The following is a 24,889-nucleotide window of genomic DNA, read 5'->3' on the forward strand; positions in this document are numbered from 1 at the left end:
ATTCGTAAGTTTGTTTAGTTCGATTTTTTAACGAAGATCGCTTTAAAATCGAAGTTTAAAAATACTAAAATTTGTGAGATGATTTACCAAGGAGTTTTAAAAAAAATGATGACCGAAAATGCAGCCGAAATTCAGTATTATTTAGATATGAAAACTGATTTTTTAAATATGAATCAGTTGCTGAATAAAGAAATTTCATTAAATTTTGTTAGCTATGAATGTTTAAACTGTCATTTAGAAAAGAAAATTTATAGACAAGGTTTTTGTAAATCTTGTTTTTTTGATACGCCAAATGCGGGCGATTGGATTATGAGACCCGAACTAAGCACAGCGCATTTAGAACAAGAAGATAGAGATTTGGCCTACGAAAAATCTGTACAGTTGCAACCACATATTGTGTATTTGGCAAATTCTAGCAATGTAAAAGTTGGCGTAACTAGAAAAACACAAGTGCCAACACGTTGGATAGATCAGGGCGCGCACGAAGCCATAGAAATTGTAGAAGTGCCTAACAGGTATTTGGCCGGAATTACAGAAGTTGCCTTAAAAGACCATGTTGGAGATAAAACCAATTGGCGTAAAATGCTAAAAAATGATATTGAAGATGTCAATTTGGTAGCATGGCGAGATAAATTAAAGCAATACATTCCAGAGGAAGCAATGCCATATTTTATTGAAAATAATGCGGAAACCAACTTACAATTTCCTGTAACAAGGTATCCAGAAAAACCAAAAAGCTTGAATTTAGAAAAAACACCCAGTTATACAGGAAAATTAGTAGGTATAAAAGGACAGTATTTAATTTTTGAAGATGAAACCGTCTTTAATATTAGAAGCAATGAAGGGTTGGTGGTTGCTATAGAAATATAATTATGAAAAAAGTTCTGTTTTTGTTGATTTTGATTTCTGCCTGTAAAAAAGAGGTTCATTATTATCCTTCAAAACAATTTTTTGAAGAGAATAATCCTACAGAAATCATTACTCATAATTTAAATTATGGAGAAATTGTAGATTCTTTAACTAATCAAATATTCAAAAATAAAAGGCATTTTGTTACAATAGAAAATAATAATCAAATTTATAAAATATCACCTTTTACTTATACAGGTGGATTAATTAAGGAAATAAATTCATTAGATATAGATAATGATAGTGTATGGTGGGAATATAAAAAACAACCACTAAATAATCTAGAAGGCTTAATTGAGTTACATTATGGGAATAACGGAAAAGAATATTTTTTACCATATTCTTATAAAAGAGCTTTTATTAAATTGATTTTAGATAGTATTTCAAATTATAAAAAAAATAAAAGCAAATTATTATATATTGTTAAATCTTATGAAAAAGCAAAATTCAAATATAAAGATAGTTGTAATCTTGATATTTTAATCCATTATTACAAAGATTCAAGACATCAACCTTTACCTCCACCTCCAAGTCCAGTATATTAAATCTTATGAAAAACCACATCCTAAAAGTAGCATTAGCACAAATTGCTCCCGTTTGGTTACACAAAGAAAAAACAATTCAAAAGATTGAAAAATCAATTATAGATGCTGCAGAAGAAAACTGCGAACTCGTTGTTTTTGGTGAAGCTTTATTGCCTGGATATCCGTTTTGGGTTGCCTTGACAAATGGCGCAGAATGGAATTCTAAAACTCAGAAAGAAATTCATGCGCATTATGTTCGAAATGCTGTAACTATAGAAAAAGGCGAATTAGATTCCATTTGTAAATTGGCTAAAGATCATAAAATTGCCGTTTATTTAGGAATTATGGAGCGCGCTCAAAACAGAGGCGGACATAGTATTTATGCTTCTTTGGTTTACATAAACGAAGAAGGAGAAATAAAATCTGTACATCGCAAATTACAACCTACCTATGATGAACGTTTAACTTGGGCTCCTGGAGATGGAAATGGTTTGCAAGTACATCCGTTAAAAGAATTTACGGTTGGTGGTTTAAATTGTTGGGAAAACTGGATGCCTTTGCCAAGAACGGCGCTGTATGGTTTGGGCGAAAATTTACACATTGCTGTTTGGCCTGGAAGTGATCATAATACCAAAGACATTACTCGTTTTATTGCAAGAGAAGCTCGTTCTTTTGTAATTTCTGTTTCTAGTTTAATGGCAAAATCAGATTTTCCTGAAGACGTTCCTCACTTTGATGAAATCACAAAAGATGCACCAGAAATTCTGGCAAATGGAGGTTCCTGTATTGCCGCACCAGACGGAGAATGGTTAGTAGCACCTGTAATAAACAAAGAGGGTTTAATCATAGAAACGTTAGATTTTAATAGAGTTTTAGAGGAAAGACAAAACTTTGATGTTGTGGGCCATTATTCAAGACCAGATGTAACCAAATTACATGTGAATAGGGAAAGACAAAGTACGGTTTCTTATGATGATTAGATTTTATGTTGAATTGTTTAGATTGTCCCCTCGAGTACAGTCAAGACCTAAAGAACCTCTCGATAGCTTCGCTAGGTACTCTCAATGAAAATGACTTTTCATTTCAGTAATGCTCGAGGAGACATGATAGTAAATTATTTGATAGAAGCAACCAACTTTTCTAAAATACTTTCTACACCAAATTCATTATTACTTTTGGTAGCGTAATTTGCTAATTCTTTAATGTCTTTGTGTGCATTTCCCATGGCAAAGCTAAAATCAGCTTCTTGTAGCATTTCAATATCGTTGTGGTAATCTCCAAAAACCATGGTTTGTTCTTTGGTAACGTTTAAAATTTTCTGAACCTCTCTTAGCGCGTTTCCTTTGTTTGCTTTTTCATCAGAAATATCTAACCAATTTTGTCCTGAAACTTTCAACAGATAGTGCTTTTCTAAATGTTTTATTTTTGGATAAACAAATGCTTCCGAAGAATTGAAATGATAGACAGCAATCTTTAAAATAGTAGTCGTTTTTGCAATTTCAATTAAGTCATCAACATTTTGAAAACTGTAATAATATTCTTGAAATAAATTGATAAATGTAGCGTCTGAACTTTCTATAAATGCTGCATCTTGCGAACACAAAACAATATTTGCGCCTTTTATTTTTCTTAATATAGGAATAATATCAATGATTTTTTGAGATTCTAAAGAATTTGAAAGTAAAATTGTATCGTTTTTTTTCGCAATTCCGCCGTTCTCTGCAATTACGTAAATGGCATCTTTAATGGATGCTAATTTATCTACAATGCTGTTGTATTGTCTTCCGCTTGCAGCGCAAAAATGTATATTTTGTTGTTGCAGTTTTTTAAAGAGTTCAAAAAAATGATCACTGACTTCTCCTTTAGAGTTTAAGAGTGTTCCATCCATATCAGAAACCACTAATTTTACATTGCTTAAATTCATAAATTAAGCTCTCTTCGTAGAATTACGTTCTACAATATCGGTTTTAATAATCATTGTTTTTGGTGCTTCTTCAGATTTATTTTCGAGTCTATCTATTAAGATACTTGCAGCCGTTGCACCCATTCTTTCTCCGTGTTGACTCACAGTGGTCATTTTTGGACTCGAATGTCTTGCTAAAATTCCGTTAGAAAAACAGACAACAGCAAAGTTTTCTGGAATTTTAAATCCTTTTTTCTGAGCAACTTTCATTGCGGCTATTGCAGAAGATTCATCGGTTGCAATCACCGCATCAATTTCATTTTTTTCAAAAATTGGAGTTAAAATATTTTCATAGTTTTTGTAATCTTCATCTATGATATTGATAATAAGGTTATTATTTATGGGTAAACCTGCTTTTTCTAGACCTTTTAAATATCCTTGATGTCTTTTTTTACCAACTTTTAAATTGCTAATTGTAGAAATAAAAGCAATATTCTTACTGCCAGATTTTGTTAAATACTTTACTGTTTTTGAAGCACCTTTAAAATCGTCTGTAATCACTTTATCGCAATTGATAGGTTCTGCAACTCTGTCAAACATCACAATAGGTGTTCCGTTTTCTAGAATTTCTTCAAAATGTTTAAAATCGTTTTTTAGCACGGTTTCTTCTGCCAAAGAAAGTATAAAACCATCAATACTTCCATTAGAAAGCGTTTCCATAGTTTCTACTTCTTTCTTAAAAGATTCATTAGAAATGCAAGAAATTATTTTATACCCTTTGTCATTTGCAACTTTTTCGATTCCGTTAAAAACTTGGGCAAAAAAGTAGTTCAACATATTCGGAATGATGATTCCAATGGTTTTTGTTTGCCTATTTTTTAAGCTTAACGCATTAAAATTTGGCTTGTAATTTTGCTCTTTAGCGTATTTTTGAATTTTTTCTTTAGTGCTTACGCTAATTTCATAACTATCATTCAGGGCTTTAGAAACTGTAGAAATAGAAACACTAAATTCTTGAGCTATGTCTTTTATAGTAAGTCTTTTCATATATGATAAAATGTAAGCTACTAAAATACAAAAATCTCATTAAAAAAGAGATGAAACATGATTATTTTACAATTTCTTCATTTTATTAGCTGGAAGAAGTTCATAAATTAAATAAGAGAAAACTATCAGGTATTCTATAGCAACAACCCATAAATTTTCTTTCCATGGATTGTTTGCATAGGCTTGATATGTTAAGATAATGACTAAAGTCCAAACAAGAGGGAATTTGTATTTTGTAAAAACCCCTAAAATTAATGGAGTTGCCAAATACCAAGGATGCACGGTTGTGGCAGTAAAATAATAAAAACACAAACCAAACAATAGGGCAGTAATTAATTGTATTTCACTTTTATTCTTTCTGAAAAAAGAAAGACATAACAAGAATACAATAGTTGCAATAGGTGTTATTTTACCAATGATGGCAATTTCATTATATCCTCTAAATAAATACCCAATTTCTCTAAAAACATAGTAGAAACTTGCATTAAATTCAAAATTCCGAAACCATAGACCAACTGAATTTGTATAGTTTGCTAGGAATTCTGATGAATAAAATGGGAAAAATAAAAGGACTGTTATGATTAAGATGATTGCGTAAAAACCCATTAGCTTAAAAATACCAATAGTGTTTACTCGAAAATTTGGGAGCGCTCGTAAAAACATCGATTTACCATTTTGGGCAGAGTCGGATGGTGTTACAAACCATTGAAAAAATAAAGGTAAAAATAACAATGGAATTAATTTTATAGAAATGGAACAAGCCAATAGCACTGCAGCCCAAATCCATTTTTGTTGGTGCAATTTGTACAAAGACCAAATTAAGAAAAATAGCATGACGGGTTCAAAATGTAAATTACCCGTCATTTCTATAATTATAAACGGATTTAAAACATACCAAAAAATATTTTTTATTGGTAAGTTTAAATGTTCTAGTAGTTTTTTTCCAAAATATAGAATTCCAAAATCTGCTAAAATAATGATAATTCTAAGCACAATGACAGACCCGAAAATACTTTTACTAGCAAAAAAGGCTGCAATAAAAAAGCATAATTGATTTAATGGTGGGTAATTTGTATAATGACTTCCATTCAATTCGCCCATTCCATCATACAAAATAGCAGTTTCTGCAACGGGTTGTAAGTTTTGCTGAATAAAGGTTTCTGGTAAGGATAAATAAGGATTAAAACCATTTAAAAGCATGCGTCCATCCCAAATAAAACGATAAAAGTCTTGTGATAAATTCGGAATAGAAAATAGCAACACCAATCTAAACAAAAGTGCCATTCCTACGAATGTTGCAAAGGGTGTTTTTTTGTTTTTTATCAAGACATAAAAACATCCAAACAAAGAAAACCACAAAAAACAAACCGTGTAAAACTGCGTTCTCTCTAAAAAATAAGCAAAGAAAAAATACAGAATTATACTTAAAGTAATTGCAATTGGGTTTCTATATTTTTTTAAAAAAGACATTAGGCTTTAGAAAATATCGATTTAAAAAAAACATAGCTAAAGCCTATAAAAAGCATCAAGTGAAAAGGGAACAAACCGAAATCTCCACCTTCATTTCCTACAACAAAAGCGCTGTACATGCCAAATACAAAATATAAGGCTAAGATGCCTTCTAAAATTACATGTACAGAAGGTCTTTTCTTAATGTATTTGTTGGTTTTCCAACTGTCTTTTATTGTTTTGATATTGAATTTTGGTGTTCTTACAAACTCACTTTTTTTTCCAAAATGACCTTCTAGAACGGCAATGGTATTGTGTAAAGAAAAACCCATAGCAATTGAGAAAAAAGTAAAAAAAGCAGCAATGTATTTAAAGAAATTTTTAATACCGCCTCCGTAAATATTTTTATACATGTACCAATAACAAATAAAGAAAATGAAGGAACTGATCACAAAGAAACTTAGTGCATAAAAATATATTTTTAAGTCTTCATTTTCATTTTTAATATACAACATTGGAATACTTAACACAGCCACTAAAAAAATACATGTAAACATAGAGCTATTTAAAAGATGCAACAGACTGTGAATTTTTGTTTTAAAAGAAATGTTATTATTTAGAATCACTTTTTTCATCATTTTTTGAAAATTCTCTGCTCCCCCTTTATTCCATCTAAATTGTTGTGTTCTTGCAGCACTAATAATTACTGGTAATTCTGCAGGAGTTACGATGTGTTCTAAGTATTTAAATTTCCAGTTTTTTAACTGGGCTCTGTAGCTCAAATCTAAATCTTCTGTAAGTGTATCACCTTGCCAGTTGCCAGCCTGATAAATACATTCTTTACGCCAAATTCCTGCGGTTCCATTAAAATTTATAAAATGCCCTTTGCTATTTCTACCCACTTGTTCTAAAGTAAAATGCGCATCTAAAGCAAATGCTTGTATTTTTGTTAGGGTCGAATAATTTCTGTTGATATGTCCCCAACGTGTTTGCACAACGCCAATTTCTGCATCTTTAAAATAGGGAACCGTTTTTAATAGCCAATCTTTTTGCGGTAGAAAATCAGCATCAAAAATGGCAACAAATTCGCCTTTTGCGATTTTTAAACCCTCCTTAAGAGCTCCCGCTTTAAAACCTTGTCTATTGCTTCTTCTGATGTGCTGAATATCTATACCCTTTTCTTGAATTTTCTTGATGTGTTTTGCGGTAGTCTCTATAGATTCGTCTGTAGAATCATCTAAAACCTGAATTTCTAACTTCTCTAAAGGATATGCTAGTTTTGCAATATTCTTTAACAAACGTTTCATTACATACAATTCATTATAAACCGGTAACTGTATGGTTACAAAAGGAATTTCTTCTGCGTTTGAAAAATCGAATTTTTCTGATGTGTCTTCCTTTTTTCTTGCTTTTAGATAATTAAACAACAAGTTTAATTGTGCCAATGCGTACATAAAAATAAGCAAAAGGGCTAAAGAATAAACGATAATGATGCTGTATTCTATAATCATTATTTAAAACTGTATTTAAAAATCCAACCTAATATTTTTACACCTGCAAATATGCTACCTTTAACTGTTCCTGACACTTTAGAAACACCAATTCTGTTTCTGTATTTCACAGGAATCTCTATATAAGATAATTTTTGTTTCAATGCTTTTAATTGCATTTCTACGGTCCAGCCGTAGGTTTTATCTTCCATTTCTAAGGCTAATAATTTATCATATTTTAGGGCTCTAAATGGGCCTAAATCTGTAAATTTTGCATCAAAGAAAAATTGCATTAAAGACGTTGCTAACCAATTCCCAAAAATTTGCTGCGGTGTCATAGCACCCTGTTCACGCAATTCTTTTACCCGAGCCCCAATAACAAAATCTATGTTGTTTGCTATTATTGGCTGAATAAGTGTTGTTAGTTGTTCTGGGTAATCTGAATAATCACCATCTAAAAAAACAACTATTTCTGGTTTTATTTTTTTCCTAGAAATGTAGTCCATACCTTTTAAGCAGGCATAACCATAGCCTTTTTTAGTTTCAGATAAAACAGTAGCGCCCGCATTTTTAGCATTTTTGATGGTATTGTCTGTAGAATTATTGCTGATCACAATAATCTCATTCACTATACTAGGAATATCTTGAATTACATTTGCAATAGAATCTTGCTCATTGTAAGCAGGAATAATAACGTTTATGATGGGTGTCATTGTCTTAAATCATTTAGATTGTTTTCATCTTTAAACGATGAGAAATCTGTCCATTCTTTTATTTTTTTTCCGTTCTTGTATTTAGAAGCTTTCACTATTTTTTTTTGGTCATACAAAAAGCAGTATCCGTTTTTCTGATTGTTTTTTAATTGACATTTGTGAATGATAACTCCGGTGTCATTATAAAATAACCACCAGTTATTCTTTTGTCCTCTTTTGTAATGTCCTTCTTTTTCTACAACAGAATTTGGGCGATAAAAGTACCAATATTTTACTTCTAAATGATCTTTGTAATGCCCTTCTTTTTTTAAATTTCCGTTTCTAAAATAATACTTCCAATAACCGTTTTTAGTATTGTTTTTTAGCCAACCTTCTTCTTTTATTTGATGATTCTTATAGTATTTTTTGATGTATTTTTTTTGTGAGAACGCAGTAAAATTCATCAGCATTAAAAAGAAAAATAGGAGACATTTTTTCATTGATACATTTTACATTTCTAAAAGTTGAGCATTACAATTTCATTTTTAACTCCCAACTTATTTCTTATTTACCAAATCCATCAAGTTTACATCATTGCCTAATAAAACATCTGTAGGATTTATTCTTCCGCTTTCAGGTCCGTTTTCTAACTTTAAAACACCTCTAGGGCAAACCGCAGAGCAAATACCACAACCTACACAGCTAGAACGCACAATATTTTCTCCTTTTTGCGCATATGCTCTTACATCAATACCTTGTTCACAATAGGTAGAACAATTTCCGCAAGAAATACATTGCCCACCATTTGTGGTAATTCTAAACCTTGATTTAAAGCGTTGTACTAAGCCTAAATACGCTGCCAGAGGACAACCAAAACGACACCAAACTCTGTTGCCAAAAATGGGATAAAAACCGGTACCAATAACGCCTGCAAACCAAGCGCCAATTAAGAAGCTGTACGTATCTTTTATCCATTGAGATTTAATACCTATAAACGATGCTGCACCTGTAAAATAACAATACAGCGTAACCAATGTCATGACTAAAGAGAAAACTAAAACAGCATGAATTAACCATCTTTCTAATTTCCAAGCATTTAAACTTTTATCTGAATGTTGTCTATAAGGATCTCCTAAGGTTTCTGCCAAGCCACCACAACCACAAACCCAAGAACAATACCATCTCTTTCCGAAGAAATAGACCATAACAGGCACAATAACTAAGGTTAAAACAATTCCCCAGACTAGAATAAAAATTCCAATACCGCCAGTTTCTGCTAAGCTTTTTAAGTTCCATTCAAAGAAAAAATCATAATCTAAAGGAAATGCATTTTTAAAATCATATTCTGGCATTTGTAAACTTGCCATAATTTCTGGAATTAGAAAAGCAAATACAATTTGAAAAAATAAAACAGAGATAGTTCTTACAATTTGATATTTGTTGTGTCTGTATTTGATAAACATTCTAACGCCCATTGTTAGCATAATTGTACAATACAAGAAACCATATACAAACCACTGGCTTGCAGGACGACCAGCTAAAGCCTGACTTATGGGGTCTAAAATAAAGGTCCAGTTTACTACGTAATCTGGCATAAAATAGAGTGTCAAATAAAAACTCACTAAAAAAATCAATACCAACCAAGCTATCCAGCCTCTGTTAGTTGCCGAGTTGAGGTAAATACCATCATTTTTAATGCCTGGTTTTCCTAGCAAAATTAAATTCGGAAGAATAAATAACAAGGCTCCTATAATACCTAAGCCGAAGGTTAAAAACCAAACCAGACCTGCATTTTCAACAACAAAACCTTTGCCTGCTTCTTTAGCCAATGTATAACTTAACGTATGTGGTTTTCCGTAGATTTTATATTGATATTGTTCGCCTTTTTTATCCCAATTTTTTTCTGCATCGTATTTTTTAATAAGATTGTCATAATAATTGTTGGAAACATAATACGCATTTCTAACTCGGCTTGAAAATTCGAAAATATTTAAATCTTCTGACGTTACAACGGCTTTTTCTAAGGCACTTTCTATAACGGTACTTTTATAATTCTGCTCTCTTAAAAAAGTATCTAATTCAGATTTTGTTAAGTTGAAGGAACCTGAAAAAATAGTTCCTGTAAAGATGGCTAAACCTAATAAAAAAATGACTAGACCTGTATATTTTATTGTTTTCATATCTATACTTTGCTAAAAATTCTTTTCCAGCTCTTCTTTTTAAGTTGAATATTGGTATTGTTTTCTTCGTTGAATTTTGCTACAATTTCAGGTTCGTGTAATTTGTAAAATTCAGGATCAAAATTGGCATCTGCTAAATATTCTAAAACATATTCAATAGATTTATTTCCTGTTAGCCATTTGTCGAAAATTTCATGACGCATCCGAATTCCGAAGGTGTTAATTCCTAAAAAAAGATGGGTGTTTTTATCAAAAGAAATGGTAATGCATTTGTTTTCTTCGGGATGTTTCCATTGAAAATAAGCTTCGTTTTCTTTTTTCCCTTTTTCACTAAAAACCCAACCATAGGTTTGGTACTCGATGTCTAAAAATTTTGCAGAATTAAACCAATGTCCGGGTTTATATTCCATTTTATTACCACAAATAGTTTGTGCAACGGTTTCTCCCATCATTCTTCCAGTGTACCAAACAGCTTCAATATTTCTACGTTGGCCAATAGCTTCGTGCTGTTCTGCACAATCTCCAATCGCATAAATATTAGGCATATTTGTTTCTAAAAAACGATTCACTTTTACACCACGTCCTAATTCAATTCCAGTATTTTTTATAAAATCTATGTTTGGCGTTACGCCAGCTGTTAAACCAACAACATTGCAATATATCTCTTCACCTGTCTCTTCAATAATAATAGATTTTACACAGCCATTTTCATCAGATTTAATTTCTTTTAAATTTGTATTTAAACGCAAATCGATATGATGTTCTTTAATATGCTCATTAATCATTTCAGATTCTAGGGCTGGTAAAACTCCGTTCCAAAAACTAGTTTCACGGACTAAAAAAGTAACAGGAATTTTTCTACTTCGCAACATTTCTGCCAATTCAATTCCAATAAGTCCTCCACCAACAATTACAGCTCTATTACAGGCTTCGTTATCTGGTGCAAATTTTTCTAGTTTATCTAAATCTTGTTTGTGATACATTCCCATAACACCATCTAAATCTTGCCCTGGCCAACCAAATTTATTGGGTTTAGAGCCTGTTGCAATAATTAGTTTGTCGTAAAATAGGGTTTCACCATTTGTAAATTCTAAAATACTTTTAGCTGTATTTATGGCACCTACAAAACCTTCTTTAAGGGCAATGTTGTTTTTCTCCCAAAACCATTCTTCGTAAGGTTGTGTATGCTCAAATTTCATGTGTCCCATATAAATATACATGAGGGCTGTTCTAGAGAAAAAGAATTTTGATTCTGCAGAGACAATGGTTATTTTTTTATCAGAATTTTTTCTAATATGTCTGGCAGCGGTAACCCCAGAAATTCCATTACCAATAATTACGATGTGTTCCATGTCTAGTTGGTTGTTGCTTATATGTCGAAGCTAAAGTTAAGAACTTAAAAACTATTTTAGATTTTATTTAAATTTAGAATCATTATAAATAAAATATTTTCAAAATCTTTGTAAGTAAGTCTCTCTAAATAAGACTGAAATAAAAATTTTCACAGAAAATAAACTCAACTAACCATGAACAAAAAAGTATCAAAAATAATTTTAGGAGCCTTATTATTTGCTAGTTTTATCTCTTTTGGACAAGAAGACGATACTTCTAAAAGCAATATTCAAACCTACACACCTTCTAAGTTGCTTGATAAAGGGCAATGGGATATTAAGTTTTTTAATAATTTGTATACGCAAAATAAGGAAGCCAATTCAAACGGAAAAAGTGCCTCTATTCCAAGAGAAAATTATTTTACATCTACCTTAGATATTTTTACAGGAGTTTCAGACAACAATCGTTTAAATATTGGTTTGTTGTTAGAGTACAGATCAAATTCAATTAATGGTAAAAGCGCAACTTCAGTTTTCGATTTAGGAAATGATGTAAATTCAAGAAAAGGACTTTCTTCTTTTGCACCTGCTTTAAAATGGCAACCCATTGAAAATATCGGTAATTTTTCGATACAAAGTGCTTTCCATATTCCAATTAATAAAAGTGAATTTGATGGGAATGGTGTTTTTTTAGATCAAACCGCCTATATGTTTCAAAACAGATTTTTCTATGATTATACTTTACCAAGTGGAGATTGGCAATTATTTACAGAATTAGCAACAGAGTATAATTTTGGTGCTGATGAAAGTTTTGCAAACAATACATTCGTTATTGCACCAGGTGTTTTTATGAGTTATTTTCCAAGCGATGTATCTACTATTTTGGGTTTTGTACAACATTACCAGCGTTTTGGAGACTTTACGCAAGACTTTACTGCTTTAGGTTTTGGTGGTAAATATCAGCTTAATAAAACTTTAAATTTAGAAGTTCTGTACAGTAAATTTGTAAGAGGAACAGATAACGGATTAGGACAAAGTTTTAACATTGGTTTAAGAGCTCTGTTCTAAGGAAAAGAACTATTTTTAAGGAGATTTATGAGAACACTAAAACTCCTTTTTTTACTATTGATTGTTTTAAGCTTTTCTTGCAAAAGTCAAACTAAAAAAATTAATGGCGTTAGTTTTGTAGCTTCTAGAGATTCTATAAATAACAAACACATATTACCAGTTTTAGAGGCACAAAGCAATTATGTTGCATTGATGCCTTTTGGTTTTATCAAAGAATTGTCAGCCCCAAAAATAGTACACAATACAAAGAGACAATGGTTTGGCGAAACCAAAAATGGTTTGTTGCAATATGCTAAAAGATTCCAAAAAGAAAATGTTGGTATCATGGTAAAACCGCATATTTGGGTCTGGAAAGGAGCATTTACTGGGAATATTATCATGAATTCTGAAGAAAATTGGACCATTTTAGAAGATTCTTATAGCGCATTTATTTTAACCTACGCAGAAGCAGCTGAAGATTTAAACGCCACAATTCTTTGTATTGGAACAGAATTAGAACAATTTGTAGTAAACAGACCAAGATATTGGAGAAAACTAATTAAAGAAATTAGAAAGGTTTATAAAGGGAAGTTAACATACGCCGCAAATTGGGATGAGTTTAAACGCGTAACTTTTTGGGGAGATTTAGATTTTATTGGTATAGATGCCTATTTTCCTTTAAGTGAAAAGGAATCTCCAACAATTGCAGAGTATGAATTGGGTTGGAAATTACACAAAGAAGAAATTTTAAAGGTTCAGAAGAAGTTTGATAAACCTGTTTTGTTTACTGAATTTGGTTACAGAAGTGTCGATTTTGCGGGCAAAGAACCTTGGGATTCAAATAGGGTAGAAGGTGCTATAAATTTTGATGCTCAGTCTAACGGTTTACAAGCAATTCACAATCAATTTTGGAAAGAAGAATGGTTTGCAGGTGGTTTTATTTGGAAATGGTTTCATGCACATGATAGGGTTGGAGGTAAAAAAAATAATAGATTTACACCACAAAACAAACCCGCAGAAAGTTTGTTAAAAGAATTATACAGACAATAAACATGATAAATATCTTAAAATAAAAATAAAAAAGGAAGTAATTTTGAGTAAAACCTTAAAACTATTTTAGAAATGAAAAAAATATTGGTGCCCATCGATTTTTCAAAACATTCAGAAAACGCTTTAAAAACAGCTGCTTTATTAGCAACAAAAACAAAAGCATCTATTGTGGCTTTACACATGTTAGACCTCCAAGAAGTAAATTATTCTGAAAGTCCAAATTACCAACAAGAAAAAGCAATTTTTTATTTAAAATTAGCAGAGCAGCAATTTAAAACCTTTTTAGAAAAAGACTTTTTAAAAGATATAAAGATTACACCAGTTGTAAAGCACTATAAAGTTTTTAGCGAAATTGATGAGATTGCGAAAGAAGTACATGCAGATATAATTGTTATGGCTTCTCATGGAGCTAGCGGATTAAAAGAATTTTTTATTGGCTCTAATACAGAAAAAGTAATTCGATTCTCAGAAGTTCCTGTATTAGTTTTAAAAAGTGAATTGTTAGATATTCATTTTAATGATGTTGTTTTTGCGACAGATTTTTCTGAAGCATCTATTCCTGCTTTTCAGAAAATGCTTTCAACACTAAAAGTTTTTAATGCGAAAAAGCATATTTTGTATGTAAATTTACCAAATGAAGATTTTAAAACTACACCAGAAATGGATACCTTAGCTCATAGTTTTTTAATGAAGGCAGAAGGAAATATAGACAGATTAATTAATGTCAATTTTGTGTGTGCAAGATCTATAGAAAAAGGGATTTTAAATTTTTCAAATGCAATTGGTGCAGATTTAATTGCTACAGCCACACGGGGTAGAAAAGGATTGGCACATATTTTTTCTGGAAGTATCTCAGAAGATTTATCAAACCATTCTTCACTACCAATAATGACATATAAAATATAAATACAATACATGAATTTCAAAAGTTTTCTTTTTTATAGCATTTTGTTATTTACCATCATTTCTTGTTCAGAAGATAATGATATCACTGTAGCAAGAAATCTTCAAGAATATATGGATGAAAATTCAGACAAAGAAAAAGATGTGGTTATTGCTTGCGCAGCAAATGCAGAAGCCAACATAGAATTAAATTATATTTTTTATTATCCAGAAGAAGGCGCAACAGATATTCGCTATTATGAAACTGAAGATACTTCTGTAGACCCAACTGATTATACAAATTATAGAAGACAAAGTTTAACAAGTGAAGCTATTTTTGGAGGAAAACTAGAACGCTTTTCTCGATCGGGAGCAACAGAATCTTGGTGCTTGGTTACCTATATAAAAGATGGGAAATTTCATATTTCAGATCCTATTCGTTTAAAAAATAACACAAAAGCTACCGAATATTCAAATGAAGTTGCTATAAATTATAAAACTACTTTAGAACCAAATTTTTCTTGGGAAGATGGCACTGTAAAAGAAAATGTAATTTATTTTCAAGTAATTTCAGATGAAGAAGGTGACTTTATTTCTGGAACCTATACAGAGAATACATTTTTTCAATATTATGATGAAACCAATGTTACGTTAACAATAAATACAACAACACCTGTAGATTTGGTAGAAGACGAAATTTATAATTTTACCATGATGGGTGTAAGTGAAGACAATTGGGTAAACTTAATTATCGAAGAGCAATTTATACCAAGAAATTTAGAAGAATATATTGCGACAAACACAGAGAAAACCATAGATACATTATTCGCATTTGCAGGTTCTGCCAATGGAAATGAAGAGGTAACCTATATTTATTTTGATCCTATTGAAGGTGCTTTTAATTACCGATATTACGAAACTGAAGATACTACAGTTGATAAAACCGATTTTGCAAATTATAAAAGAAGAAATCTAACAGAAACAGCTGTTTTTGGTGGTGAATTTAGAAGGTTTACAAAGAACTCTTCAGATGAGGTTTGGTGTTTGGTTACGTATATTACAGAAGGGAAACTCCATATTTCTGAACCTATTAAAACTCAAAATAATTCTAGGGAAACAGAATGGACAACTGACGTGGCTATTGATATTTCTGAAACTTTAAAACCAAGATTTACTTGGACAGACGGAACGTATGATGATACCGAAACCTATTTTCAAGTTTTTACGCAAATTGATGACACTTTTATCACTGGAACTTTTACCACAGAGAAAACATTTCAATATTATGATGAATCTAATATAACAGGTAAAATTCATTCAGACACACCACCAGCATTGGTTTTAGATGACGAGTATAAATTTTCATTATTTGGAATTAGCCCTGATAATTGGATAAATCTGGTGATTCAAACAACATTCATAGCAGAATAATGTGTGCTAAGAAATTCTTCTTTTTAATATCTTTTTCATTTTTAATGTTTTGTAATTATGGACAAGAAAAAAGAATTTCCTCATTTAAAATCATCGGTAATAAAAAACTAAAAACTTCTTATTTATACAAAATACTTTCTACAGAGAGCGGAATCGTTTTAGATTCAGCAACGATAGAAAAAGACATTGTTTTCCTAAAAAGATTGCCCGCAGTAAGTCATGCTTATTTTGAAGTTAAAAAAGAAAAAGAAAATGTATTTGAAGTACAATTTATCATTCAAGAAAACTTTTCAATCATCCCAGAACTTAACTTTTGGACTACCACCAACAAACAATTTGCTTATAAAGTTGGGTTGTATGATTATAATTTTTCAGGAAGAAATATCACGTTAGGGGGTTTTTATCAAAACAACGGATTTGATTCTTACGGGATCAATTTTAGAGCACCAAATCTGTTTTCTAAAAAATGGGGTTTGGCAATACATCATCAAAATTGGAAAAGTGAAGAGCCTTTATATTTTGAGAATAATTCTGCAAATTACTTATATAATAACATTTCTTTTGAAGTATTGGCGTTGCATCAATTCAATCTAAAAAACAGTATCGATTTTGGTTTAAATATTTTTAGAGAAAAATATAAATATTTATCAGGAGCTACAAGTCCTTCAGTTCCTCTATTTCTAAATTTAGACAAAGCGCTTTTAAAAATAGTGTATTCTTATAATAGCTTAAATTATAATTATCAATATGTAAGTGGCTTTAAAAGTGTTTTTTTTGCACAATATGTAATTACAGAAAATGATTTTCAGAATAATTTTTTAATAGCCTGGAATGATTTTTTCTATTACAAAAGACTCGGTAGTAACGGAAATTGGGCAAATAGATTGCGTTTTGGTTTGGCTTCTAATGAAGAAACGCCTTTTGCTCCTTTTGCCTTAGATAACAATGTGAATCTGCGTGGTGTGGGTATTTTGGTTGATAGAGGCACTGGAAGTTTTGTGTTAAATACAGAGTACAGACATACCGTTTATGATAAAAATTGGTTGGCAATTCAAACAAATGTTTTTTCTGATATTGGTTCTTGGCGAAATCCTGGAGGCGAATTATCTGATTTTTTTCAAAATAAAAATCTTAGAATTTACAGCGGATTTGGCTTGCGTTTTATCAGTAAAAAAATATACAATGCCACTTTTAGAATCGATTATGGCTTTAGTGTTTTAAACCAGAAAAACAATTCTAAAGGCGGCTTTGTTTTTGGAATTGGGCAGTATTTTTAAAACTATTTTTTTTAGGCTGTTATGATAACTAAATCTTCAGAATTCACCATAATTCCAGCTTTTAAAACAATCTTGTTGATTGTTGTATTTTCTGTTGCCGTAATGGTGGTTTCCATTTTCATAGCTTCAATGATAAATAAAGGTTGATTTTTAGCTACTTTTTCACCATTTTTCACCAAAACAGCAGATAACATTCCTTGCAGAGGTGCACCAATTTCTTTTGCATTCGATTTGTCTGCTTTTAAATGTTCCACCTTATCAACTTTAATAGATGCATCTTTAATTTGCACAGATCTGCTTTGACCGTTTACTTTAAAATAAACGGTAACCATTCCGTTTTCTTTAGCTTCTCCAATAGAATCTAATGTAATTAAAAGTGTTTTTCCTTTGTCTAAATCAACAATAATTTCTTCTCCTCTTTCCATACCATAAAAGAAATTCTTGGTAGGCAAGTTCATCAAATTATCATATTTAATATGTTTATTAAAAGCATCTGTAAATACTTTTGGATATAATTTATAGGATAGGAAATCTGTAAAATCAATGGCTCTTCCTAAATCGTTCTCGAAAATCTGCTTAAATTCCTTGTATTCTTTATCAAAATCAACTGGTGCTAAATGTGCATTTGGTCTGTCTGTATAAGATTTTTCATCCTTTAAAATTAATTTTTGAAGATCTTTGGGAAAACCACCAACGGGCTGTCCTAAATCTCCTTTAAAAAAACTCACAACAGATTGTGGAAAAGAAATGGTATCTCCACGCTCCAACACATCTTGTACCGTTAAATTATTACTGACTAAATATTGTGCCATGTCGCCAACAACTTTAGAACTCGGCGTTACTTTAACAATGTCTCCAAAAAGTAGGTTTACATCTCTGTACATTTTGGTAATTTCATAAAAACGATCTTCCAATCCTAAGGCTTCTGCTTGCGGTTTTAAATTTGAATATTGTCCACCAGGAATTTCATGTTTAAAAACTTCACCAGAACCTGCTTTTAAACCAGATTCAAACGGATAATAATATTCTCTTACAGATTCCCAGTAGTTAGAATATTCATTAAGAGAATCTGTGTTCATGGGGTTTTCTCTTTCGTGAAATTTCAACATTTCTACCATCGAATTAAAATTCGGTTGCGAGGTTAAGCCAGACAAACCACCCAAAGCAACATCTAAAACATCTACACCCGCTTCAATGGCTTTTAAATAAGTTGCAGATTGAATGGATGAAGTATCATGTGTATGCAAATGAATTGGAATGTTTACTTCTTGTTTTAATGCGCTAATCAATTCGAACGCTGCATAGGGTTTTAATAAACCAGCCATATCTTTAATGGCTAAAATATGCGCTCCCGCATTTTCGATATCTTTTGCTAATCTGGTATAATATTTTAGATTGTACTTTGTGTTCTTCGGATCTAATAAATCGCCAGTATAACAAATGGCACCTTCTGCCAAACCTTTGGTTTTTGTTCTTACATGTTCTATGCAAGGTGCTAATGATTTCATCCAATTTAAAGAATCGAAAATTCTAAAAATATCGATGCCATTTTCCCAAGAGGAAACTACAAATTTTTCAATTAAATTATCGGGATATGCTGTGTACCCAACTCCGTTAGAACCTCTAATTAACATTTGCAACAACACGTTTGGCATTGCTTTTCGAAGCAATCGCAAACGTTCCCAAGGATTTTCTTGTAAAAAGCGCATGCAAACGTCAAAAGTAGCGCCACCCCAAACTTCCATACTAAAAATTTCAGGATTGTTTTTGGTATATCCTTCGGCAACTTTTAGCATGTCGTACGTTCTCATTCTAGTGGCCAGTAAACTTTGATGCGCATCTCGCATTGTAGTATCTGTAAAATGTACTTTTTTCTCTGCTTTTAACCATTCAGAAAATTTTTCTGGTCCTAGTTTTGTTAACAAATCTTTGGTGCCTTCTGGATGTGGAATATTTGTAATAACTTTCGGTACTTTTGGTTTGATAAATATTTTTGTCGAATCAGTTTTTTTAACATCGCTATTTCCGTTTACAATAACATCACCCAAATACGTAACTAATTTTGTTGCTCTATTTCTAGGTGCTTTAAAAATAAATAAATCTGGATTTTCTTTTATAAAGTTAACAGTTACTTCTCCTTTTCTAAAAGTTTCATGTTTTAAAATATTGTCTAAAAATAGCATGTTTGTTTTTACACCTCTAATTCTAAACTCAGCCAACGCTCTTCTAATTTTTCTACAAGCACCATCTAAGGTTCTACTATTTGCAGTAACTTTTACCAGCATAGAATCGAAAAAAGGAGAAATGGTAACGCCTTGATAGACACTTCCAGCATCTAAACGAATACCAAACCCAGAGGCACTTCTGTAGGTAGAAATGGTTCCGTAATCTGGTTTAAAATCATTTTGAGGGTCTTCTGTGGTTACTCTACATTGTAACGCATATCCATTAATTTGAATGCTTTCTTGATTCGGAATCTTTATTTGTTGATCGTCTAATTGATAGCCACCCGCAATAAATAATTGGGTCTTTACTAAATCTATATTTGTGATGACTTCTGTAACCGTATGCTCTACTTGAATTCTTGGATTTACTTCAATAAAATAAATGCTGTCATCATCATCCACCAAAAACTCTACAGTACCAATATTATTATAGTTTACTGCTTTACAAATTTTAATAGCATGGTTGTAAAGGGCATTTTTTGTTTGTTGTTCCAATCCAAAAGAAGGTGCAAATTCGATTACTTTTTGATAGCGACGTTGTACAGAACAATCGCGCTCAAATAAGTGCACAATATTCCCGAAATTATCGGCAACAATTTGAATTTCTATATGTTTTGGATTTTCTACAAATTTTTCTAGAAAAACAGTGTCATCACCAAAAGCATTTAACGCTTCTCTTTTACTTTCATTAAAAGCACTTTGCAACTCTTCTGGTTTTCTAATTACTCTCATGCCACGTCCACCACCACCAGAAGCGGCTTTTAACATCACAGGGTATCCAATTATTTGGGCTTCGCTTAATGCCGTTTCAATGGAATCTAACGATTTTGTGTTACTCTGAATAATAGGAATATGATTATCTACAGCTACTTTTTTTGCCGTTATTTTATCGCCCAAAGCTTTTAAGACACTTACTTTAGGTCCAATAAAAATAAGATTATTTTCTTTACATTTTCTAGCGAATTCTGCATTTTCAGATAAAAAACCATAACCAGGGTGAATGGCATCTGCACCACATTCTAAAGCGACTCTTATAATTTCGTCACTATTTAAATAAGGTTTTAGAGGTTCTTTGTCTTCACCAATTTGATAAGATTCATCTGCTTTGTATCTGTGCAGAGAATATCTGTCTTCAAAAGTATAAATTCCTACAGTCTGCACACTAATTTCTGTACATGCTCTAAAAATTCTAATAGCAATTTCACCTCGGTTAGCTACCAATACTTTTTTAATTTTCATCGATAATAATTTTTATGGTTGATTTTTTTCCTAAAGATAGTTAGCGAAATCGAAATAGGTCAAAAAAAATAAAAAGATTTTTACAAACGTTTACATTTTATTTGAGAATAATTAATAATTGGCTTATTTTCACAAGAAAAAGATGCGAACATTTGCAATAGGAGATATCCATGGAGGTTTAAAAGCCTTGCTTCAAGTTTTAAAGAGTATAGAAGTAACAGAAGAAGATACCTTAATTTTTGTGGGAGATTATGTTGATGGCTGGAGTGAATCTGCTCAGGTTATTCAATTTTTAATCGATTTATCAGAGAAAATAAATTGTATTTTTATAAAAGGAAATCATGATGTTTGGTGTCAAGATTGGTTAAAAACTGCGAATGTAAACCCTACTTGGTTTATGCATGGAGGGAAAGAAACAATAGCTAGTTATGATGGATTTACCAAAAAGGAAAAAAAGAAACATTTGACTTTTTTCAAAAACATGCCGTTGTATCATTTAGATAAAGATAACAGGTTGTTTTTACATGCGGGTTTTACTTCTATGCATGGTGTCGCAAGAGAAGTTTTCAAAGAAAATTTTTATTTTGATAGAACTTTATGGGAAATGGCATTGTCTATCGATAAAAATATAGACAAAGAAAGCTCAAGTTACCCTAAAAGATTACAGCACTATGATGAAATCTATATAGGTCATACTCCTACAACCAACTTCGGAGAAACCGTACCTATGAATGCTGTTAATATATGGAATATTGATACTGGCGCAGCTTTTAAAGGAAAAATTACAGCAATAAATATTGATACAAAAGCATATTTTCAAAGTGATTTCTTGCCAGATTTATACCCAAATGAAAAAGGGAGGAATAAGTAGTTTTCATATCAGAAAAAATCTATTTATGCGTCTCTACGAAGGAAGTATGACTGAAGTAATCTCTATATTAAAATAACATATATTCTTTTTACTAAGAGATTGCTTCGTGCCTCGCAATGAGGCAATCTGAAAAAAGTCTATTTTTTACTTAAAGGATACAATTCTTGTTGAAAAAAGCCCTTCGGAAAATCTTCATCACCATTAAAACCTAATTCAATATCTCTTCCAGAATACGGAATATAATTGGTTTTAAACAAATAATCCCAAATACTTAAGGTCAAACCAAAGTTTACACCATATCTGCTATCTTCTGGTAATTCTTTCGAATGATGCCAAATATGCATTCTAGGATTGTTTAAAATGTATTTTAACCAACCATAATCCCAATTGATATTGGCGTGATTTAAATGTCCAATGGTAATATTAAAGAAATGTACAACAGCAATATCTTGCGCAGAAAAGCCACCTATAATTGCCAATGGTATGTATCTTAAAGAATTATAAACTATGGGTTCCATCCAATGATAACGCAAGTGTGCAGCAAAACCCATTTGTTTTACAGAGTGATGTACTTTGTGAAAATTCCAAAGAAATTCGAATCGGTGTAACAATCTATGTGTCCACCATTGCGTAAAATCTACCACTATAAAAAAGAGGAAAATTCTTGCAAAAAAGGGTAAGGAATTAATTTCTAACAATTGAAAATTTGAAACGGATAAGTCTACAAACCCAAGAATATCATTAAAGACTTCTTCTGCTGAATTTGATAAGGCGATGAGCACAATTAGGTTCAACAAAAAGAAATTAAAAAACATATAAAAAGTGTCTAACCAAAAGTCTTTTCGAAACAAAGATTGATTTTTACGCCAAGGGAAAATAGCCTCCAAACCCCAAACGACTAATGAAATAATAATCAAACCATAAAAATAATTCTCCCAGTTCAATTCCATCAAAACAGATTTTTTGATGTAATTCCAATAATCGGAATAGGAGTTTTTTATGAGTTCTATGTATTTGTTCATGCTATCTATTTTTAACAAGGGAGCGTGCTCCCTTGCTAAGTTAGGTTTTATTATATTACCTTAATCACTTCCTTAAAAAGTGTAATCATTTTTGGTTCCGCCTTCCCAGCAATGGCAATAATTTCTGCAATATTTACAGGTTGTAAATTTTTAGGATCACATTCATCTGTTAGTACAGAAATGGCAGCACAGGGTAAGTTGAGTTGTTTGGCAACAATCACTTCAGGCACGGTGCTCATGCCAACCGCATCGGTCTCTAAAATTTGTAACATTCTATATTCTGATCTGGTTTCTAATTGCGGCCCTAAAACACTTGTATACACACCTTGGTGCAATTGTATTTTGTGTTCTTGAGCAATTAAATTCAGTTTTGTATTCAATGTTTTTGAATAGGGTGCTAACATATCAACAAAAATATTACCGAAATTATTGGCGCCGTTAAAAGCCAAAGGAGAACTTCCTTGTAAGTTGATATGATCTTCAATTAACATCAAATCTCCTTTTTTATACTCTAAGTTTATGGCACCAGCAGCGTTAGAAATTAGTAAGTTTTTAATTCCTAAACCGTGCATTGTTCTAATTCCGTAAGTAACCTCCCATGCATTGTAACCTTCATATAAATGAAAACGGCCAGCCATGACCAATACTTTTTTACCAGACAATTCGCCATAAATTAATTTTCCTGAGTGAAATTCTACCGTTGCCACTGGAAAATGCGGAATGTCTGCATATAAGATTTCTTTTTCAATAGAAATTTCGTCTACTAATTTCCCCAAACCTGTTCCTAACACAATGCCTACTTCAGGATTTGCAATTCCTTTTGATGTTAAAAAATAGATGGTTTCTTGTAACTGTTGTTGCTTCATGTATGCTGAATTTACTTGTGCCGAAGTTTTGTCAGCAGCTAGTATTTATTATTGAATTACTAGTTTTTGTGTTTTCGATTTTCCATCAATATTTATTTTAATCAGATAAATTCCTTTGTGAAAAGAAGAAATATCAATTACTTCTTCTGTTACATTAGATTGATGAAAAACTTGTGTTCCTAAAACATTAAAAATACGAATTTCAGCAACAAGAGCCTCTGTATTTGAAAAATGAATTTTGTCTTTTGCAGGATTTGGATACATGCTAATTTTATTAAAAACAGTATGCTCCAAAGATAAAACAGCACAAGTGTTACTGTTAAAAGGTGTGATAGATCCAAAATCCCAAAAAGCATTAAATTGAAGGCAATAAAAGAAAACCGTATCAAATTTTGTAATGTCTTTACCCGTAGGAATTGCCGTTGTAAAAGTTTGTGCACCGCTCGAACTGATCATTCCGAATTGAAAATTCTCTAAATTACTAATTAAAGAACTTCTTAATTCAGCATCCGTTTTTCCTTCAGAATTCACCAAATAAGCTCTTACATCTGGGCCAGAGGCAGTATTAAAATTGCTTCCTAAATTTAAAGTAACCGTATTGTTTGTATTTAAAGTTACAGAAACATCACCTGTAACATTATAAGAAGCGGTAGTTGTATTGTTACCAAAATCGGTGGCATTTTCTGAGCATTGTGCAGTAATTTGCAAGAAAATTAGCGTAAAAAAGAAGGAAAGTAATGTTGTTTTCATAGTTAATTATTTAGCGTTGATAAACAAATTCATGATTTCTGGGATCTCTAAAATATCGGTATATACATCTATGTCGTTTTTAACAGCTAATAATTTCACTTTTTTATCTTTTAAATCTGTTAGCGTATCTTTTTGAACCGTTGCTGTTCCCCATTCTTTATTTTTAAAAACTTTTTCTTGTAGAGATTTCATGCCTAACAAATAATAACCACCATCTTCTGCGGGTCCCATTACAACATCATTGGTTTCTAATTCTTGAAACCCTTTTTCTATATTTTCTGAAGTTAAATCGTACAAATCGCTACCAATAATCATCACTTTTTTATAGCCTTCATTAAAACCGTTTTGAAATGCATTTAACATTCTAATGCCTAAATCTTCGCCTTCTTGCTGGTGTTTTTGATAGATTTTTTCACTCCAAATATCATTTTCTCTAATTTTTACAGAATAATAAACGGCTTTGTCAGAAGAGACTTTAGAAGATATATCACGCGTTTTTTCTAATAAAAATTTATAGATTTCTAAAGCAGTTTTATCACCAACAGTTTTTGCCAAACGTGTTTTTGCTTTGCCTAATTCTGGATTTCTAGTGAAGATTAAAAGTAAATTTTTGTTGTTTGATTTTTCTTTCATTTAGAAAATATATGCTATTTGAGTAATAAAAGTTTTACCACATATTTCACATAGTCTATGTTTTCTATATA

The 24,889-nt window shown here is 31.5% G+C and carries 22 protein-coding genes; 9 read left to right on the top strand and 13 right to left on the bottom strand.

The genetic code is table 11. The annotated features are described in order from the left end of the window. Positions 1–78 precede the first annotated feature (78 nt). The 3 genes from Q0998_RS09395 to Q0998_RS09405 are packed head-to-tail and all read left to right on the top strand — an operon-like array spanning position 79 to position 2,413. Complete coding sequence (locus tag Q0998_RS09395; protein ID WP_299669314.1) at positions 79–870, top strand: DUF2797 domain-containing protein; 792 nt, start codon at positions 79–81, stop codon at positions 868–870. Between the two features lie 2 nt (positions 871–872). Then, positions 873–1,454 carry a hypothetical protein gene (locus Q0998_RS09400; RefSeq protein WP_299669316.1) on the top strand — a complete coding sequence of 194 codons (582 nt, stop codon included), beginning with the start codon at positions 873–875 and terminating at the stop codon, positions 1,452–1,454. 5 nt (positions 1,455–1,459) lie between these two features. After that, a complete protein-coding gene (locus tag Q0998_RS09405; protein WP_299669318.1) occupies positions 1,460–2,413 on the top strand; it encodes a carbon-nitrogen hydrolase family protein in 954 nt (317 codons plus the stop codon). Positions 2,414–2,547: 134 nt separating this feature from the next. Here the strand turns inward: Q0998_RS09405 and Q0998_RS09410 are convergent, their stop codons facing one another. From Q0998_RS09410 to Q0998_RS09445, 8 genes are all read right to left on the bottom strand, one after another. Next, the gene (locus Q0998_RS09410) at positions 2,548–3,357 is read right to left on the bottom strand and encodes an HAD family hydrolase (RefSeq protein WP_299669320.1); all 810 of its coding nucleotides are present in this window, start codon (positions 3,355–3,357) and stop codon (positions 2,548–2,550) included. A 3-nt stretch (positions 3,358–3,360) separates the two neighbouring features. Further along, positions 3,361–4,383: a LacI family DNA-binding transcriptional regulator gene (locus Q0998_RS09415; RefSeq protein ID WP_299669322.1), complete on the bottom strand. Its 1,023-nt coding sequence runs from the start codon at positions 4,381–4,383 to the stop codon at positions 3,361–3,363. A 66-nt stretch (positions 4,384–4,449) separates the two neighbouring features. Beyond that, complete coding sequence (locus Q0998_RS09420; protein WP_299669324.1) at positions 4,450–5,853, bottom strand: mannosyltransferase; 1,404 nt, start codon at positions 5,851–5,853, stop codon at positions 4,450–4,452. Then, entirely contained in the window at positions 5,853–7,343 is a 1,491-nt protein-coding gene (locus Q0998_RS09425) for a cellulose synthase family protein (RefSeq protein WP_299669326.1), read from the bottom strand. Before Q0998_RS09425 ends, Q0998_RS09420 begins: the two co-directional genes overlap by 1 nt. Then, a complete protein-coding gene (locus Q0998_RS09430) occupies positions 7,343–8,035 on the bottom strand; it encodes a glycosyltransferase family 2 protein (RefSeq protein ID WP_299669328.1) in 693 nt (230 codons plus the stop codon). The genes Q0998_RS09425 and Q0998_RS09430 overlap by 1 nt, the downstream gene beginning before the upstream one ends. After that, positions 8,032–8,514 (bottom strand): hypothetical protein, encoded by a 483-nt coding sequence (locus Q0998_RS09435; RefSeq protein ID WP_299669330.1) that lies wholly within the window; start codon positions 8,512–8,514, stop codon positions 8,032–8,034. The genes Q0998_RS09430 and Q0998_RS09435 overlap by 4 nt, the downstream gene beginning before the upstream one ends. 57 nt (positions 8,515–8,571) lie before the next feature. Next, positions 8,572–10,194: a 4Fe-4S binding protein gene (locus tag Q0998_RS09440; protein ID WP_299669332.1), complete on the bottom strand. Its 1,623-nt coding sequence runs from the start codon at positions 10,192–10,194 to the stop codon at positions 8,572–8,574. Positions 10,195–10,196: 2 nt separating this feature from the next. After that, positions 10,197–11,546 carry an FAD/NAD(P)-binding oxidoreductase gene (locus Q0998_RS09445; protein ID WP_299669334.1) on the bottom strand — a complete coding sequence of 450 codons (1,350 nt, stop codon included), beginning with the start codon at positions 11,544–11,546 and terminating at the stop codon, positions 10,197–10,199. A 174-nt stretch (positions 11,547–11,720) separates the two neighbouring features. Between Q0998_RS09445 and Q0998_RS09450 the strand changes: the two genes are divergently transcribed. The 5 genes from Q0998_RS09450 to Q0998_RS09470 all read left to right on the top strand — a co-directional run bounded on the left by Q0998_RS09450 (position 11,721) and on the right by Q0998_RS09470 (position 17,212). Then, positions 11,721–12,593, top strand: coding sequence for a hypothetical protein (locus tag Q0998_RS09450; protein ID WP_299669336.1), 873 nt, complete (start codon positions 11,721–11,723; stop codon positions 12,591–12,593). Positions 12,594–12,620: 27 nt separating this feature from the next. Next, positions 12,621–13,622, top strand: a complete 1,002-nt coding sequence (locus Q0998_RS09455) for a glycoside hydrolase (RefSeq protein WP_299669338.1) — start codon at positions 12,621–12,623, stop codon at positions 13,620–13,622. Positions 13,623–13,694: 72 nt separating this feature from the next. After that, positions 13,695–14,528 carry a universal stress protein gene (locus Q0998_RS09460; RefSeq protein WP_299669340.1) on the top strand — a complete coding sequence of 278 codons (834 nt, stop codon included), beginning with the start codon at positions 13,695–13,697 and terminating at the stop codon, positions 14,526–14,528. A 9-nt stretch (positions 14,529–14,537) separates the two neighbouring features. Then, positions 14,538–15,935 (top strand): hypothetical protein, encoded by a 1,398-nt coding sequence (locus Q0998_RS09465; protein ID WP_299669342.1) that lies wholly within the window; start codon positions 14,538–14,540, stop codon positions 15,933–15,935. A gap of 44 nt (positions 15,936–15,979) precedes the next feature. Further along, complete coding sequence (locus Q0998_RS09470) at positions 15,980–17,212, top strand: outer membrane protein assembly factor (protein WP_299669344.1); 1,233 nt, start codon at positions 15,980–15,982, stop codon at positions 17,210–17,212. Positions 17,213–17,223: 11 nt separating this feature from the next. Here the strand turns inward: Q0998_RS09470 and Q0998_RS09475 are convergent, their stop codons facing one another. Then, complete coding sequence (locus Q0998_RS09475) at positions 17,224–20,676, bottom strand: pyruvate carboxylase (protein ID WP_299669346.1); 3,453 nt, start codon at positions 20,674–20,676, stop codon at positions 17,224–17,226. 142 nt (positions 20,677–20,818) lie between these two features. On the opposite strand from Q0998_RS09475, the gene Q0998_RS09480 reads away from it, so the two are divergent. Then, on the top strand, positions 20,819–21,547 hold the full coding sequence (locus Q0998_RS09480; protein WP_299669348.1) for a metallophosphoesterase family protein: 729 nt from the start codon (positions 20,819–20,821) through the stop codon (positions 21,545–21,547). Positions 21,548–21,684: 137 nt separating this feature from the next. On the opposite strand, the gene Q0998_RS09485 is transcribed toward Q0998_RS09480, so the two are convergent. Genes Q0998_RS09485 through Q0998_RS09500 form a run of 4 tightly spaced genes read right to left on the bottom strand, consistent with a single transcriptional unit; the run spans position 21,685 to position 24,818 of the window. Beyond that, positions 21,685–22,569: a sterol desaturase family protein gene (locus tag Q0998_RS09485; protein ID WP_299669350.1), complete on the bottom strand. Its 885-nt coding sequence runs from the start codon at positions 22,567–22,569 to the stop codon at positions 21,685–21,687. 50 nt (positions 22,570–22,619) lie between these two features. Then, a complete protein-coding gene (locus Q0998_RS09490) occupies positions 22,620–23,435 on the bottom strand; it encodes a purine-nucleoside phosphorylase (protein ID WP_299669351.1) in 816 nt (271 codons plus the stop codon). A 48-nt stretch (positions 23,436–23,483) separates the two neighbouring features. Continuing rightward, positions 23,484–24,185, bottom strand: coding sequence for a DM13 domain-containing protein (locus tag Q0998_RS09495; protein WP_299669353.1), 702 nt, complete (start codon positions 24,183–24,185; stop codon positions 23,484–23,486). Positions 24,186–24,191: 6 nt separating this feature from the next. Further along, positions 24,192–24,818, bottom strand: coding sequence for a TIGR04282 family arsenosugar biosynthesis glycosyltransferase (locus Q0998_RS09500; protein ID WP_299669355.1), 627 nt, complete (start codon positions 24,816–24,818; stop codon positions 24,192–24,194). Between the last annotated feature and the right edge of the window lie 71 nt (positions 24,819–24,889).

The organism is uncultured Polaribacter sp., from assembly GCF_947501385.1.
Lineage (GTDB): Bacteria > Bacteroidota > Bacteroidia > Flavobacteriales > Flavobacteriaceae > Polaribacter.

What these genes read in the sequence shown, in the direction of transcription:
- Q0998_RS09455 (WP_299669338.1), top strand. Translation starts at nt 12,621, where the DNA reads ATGAGAACACTAAAACTCCTTTTTTTACTATTGATTGTTTTAAGCTTT.
- Q0998_RS09495 (WP_299669353.1), bottom strand. Translation starts at nt 24,185, where the DNA reads ATGAAAACAACATTACTTTCCTTCTTTTTTACGCTAATTTTCTTGCAA.
- Q0998_RS09415 (WP_299669322.1), bottom strand. Translation starts at nt 4,383, where the DNA reads ATGAAAAGACTTACTATAAAAGACATAGCTCAAGAATTTAGTGTTTCT.
- Q0998_RS09440 (WP_299669332.1), bottom strand. Translation starts at nt 10,194, where the DNA reads ATGAAAACAATAAAATATACAGGTCTAGTCATTTTTTTATTAGGTTTA.
- Q0998_RS09395 (WP_299669314.1), top strand. Translation starts at nt 79, where the DNA reads ATGATTTACCAAGGAGTTTTAAAAAAAATGATGACCGAAAATGCAGCC.
- Q0998_RS09485 (WP_299669350.1), bottom strand. Translation starts at nt 22,569, where the DNA reads ATGAACAAATACATAGAACTCATAAAAAACTCCTATTCCGATTATTGG.
- Q0998_RS09470 (WP_299669344.1), top strand. Translation starts at nt 15,980, where the DNA reads ATGTTTTGTAATTATGGACAAGAAAAAAGAATTTCCTCATTTAAAATC.
- Q0998_RS09430 (WP_299669328.1), bottom strand. Translation starts at nt 8,035, where the DNA reads ATGACACCCATCATAAACGTTATTATTCCTGCTTACAATGAGCAAGAT.
- Q0998_RS09400 (WP_299669316.1), top strand. Translation starts at nt 873, where the DNA reads ATGAAAAAAGTTCTGTTTTTGTTGATTTTGATTTCTGCCTGTAAAAAA.
- Q0998_RS09425 (WP_299669326.1), bottom strand. Translation starts at nt 7,343, where the DNA reads ATGATTATAGAATACAGCATCATTATCGTTTATTCTTTAGCCCTTTTG.
- Q0998_RS09445 (WP_299669334.1), bottom strand. Translation starts at nt 11,546, where the DNA reads ATGGAACACATCGTAATTATTGGTAATGGAATTTCTGGGGTTACCGCT.
- Q0998_RS09480 (WP_299669348.1), top strand. Translation starts at nt 20,819, where the DNA reads ATGCGAACATTTGCAATAGGAGATATCCATGGAGGTTTAAAAGCCTTG.
- Q0998_RS09465 (WP_299669342.1), top strand. Translation starts at nt 14,538, where the DNA reads ATGAATTTCAAAAGTTTTCTTTTTTATAGCATTTTGTTATTTACCATC.
- Q0998_RS09500 (WP_299669355.1), bottom strand. Translation starts at nt 24,818, where the DNA reads ATGAAAGAAAAATCAAACAACAAAAATTTACTTTTAATCTTCACTAGA.
- Q0998_RS09490 (WP_299669351.1), bottom strand. Translation starts at nt 23,435, where the DNA reads ATGAAGCAACAACAGTTACAAGAAACCATCTATTTTTTAACATCAAAA.
- Q0998_RS09460 (WP_299669340.1), top strand. Translation starts at nt 13,695, where the DNA reads ATGAAAAAAATATTGGTGCCCATCGATTTTTCAAAACATTCAGAAAAC.
- Q0998_RS09450 (WP_299669336.1), top strand. Translation starts at nt 11,721, where the DNA reads ATGAACAAAAAAGTATCAAAAATAATTTTAGGAGCCTTATTATTTGCT.
- Q0998_RS09420 (WP_299669324.1), bottom strand. Translation starts at nt 5,853, where the DNA reads ATGTCTTTTTTAAAAAAATATAGAAACCCAATTGCAATTACTTTAAGT.
- Q0998_RS09435 (WP_299669330.1), bottom strand. Translation starts at nt 8,514, where the DNA reads ATGAAAAAATGTCTCCTATTTTTCTTTTTAATGCTGATGAATTTTACT.
- Q0998_RS09410 (WP_299669320.1), bottom strand. Translation starts at nt 3,357, where the DNA reads ATGAATTTAAGCAATGTAAAATTAGTGGTTTCTGATATGGATGGAACA.
- Q0998_RS09405 (WP_299669318.1), top strand. Translation starts at nt 1,460, where the DNA reads ATGAAAAACCACATCCTAAAAGTAGCATTAGCACAAATTGCTCCCGTT.
- Q0998_RS09475 (WP_299669346.1), bottom strand. Translation starts at nt 20,676, where the DNA reads ATGAAAATTAAAAAAGTATTGGTAGCTAACCGAGGTGAAATTGCTATT.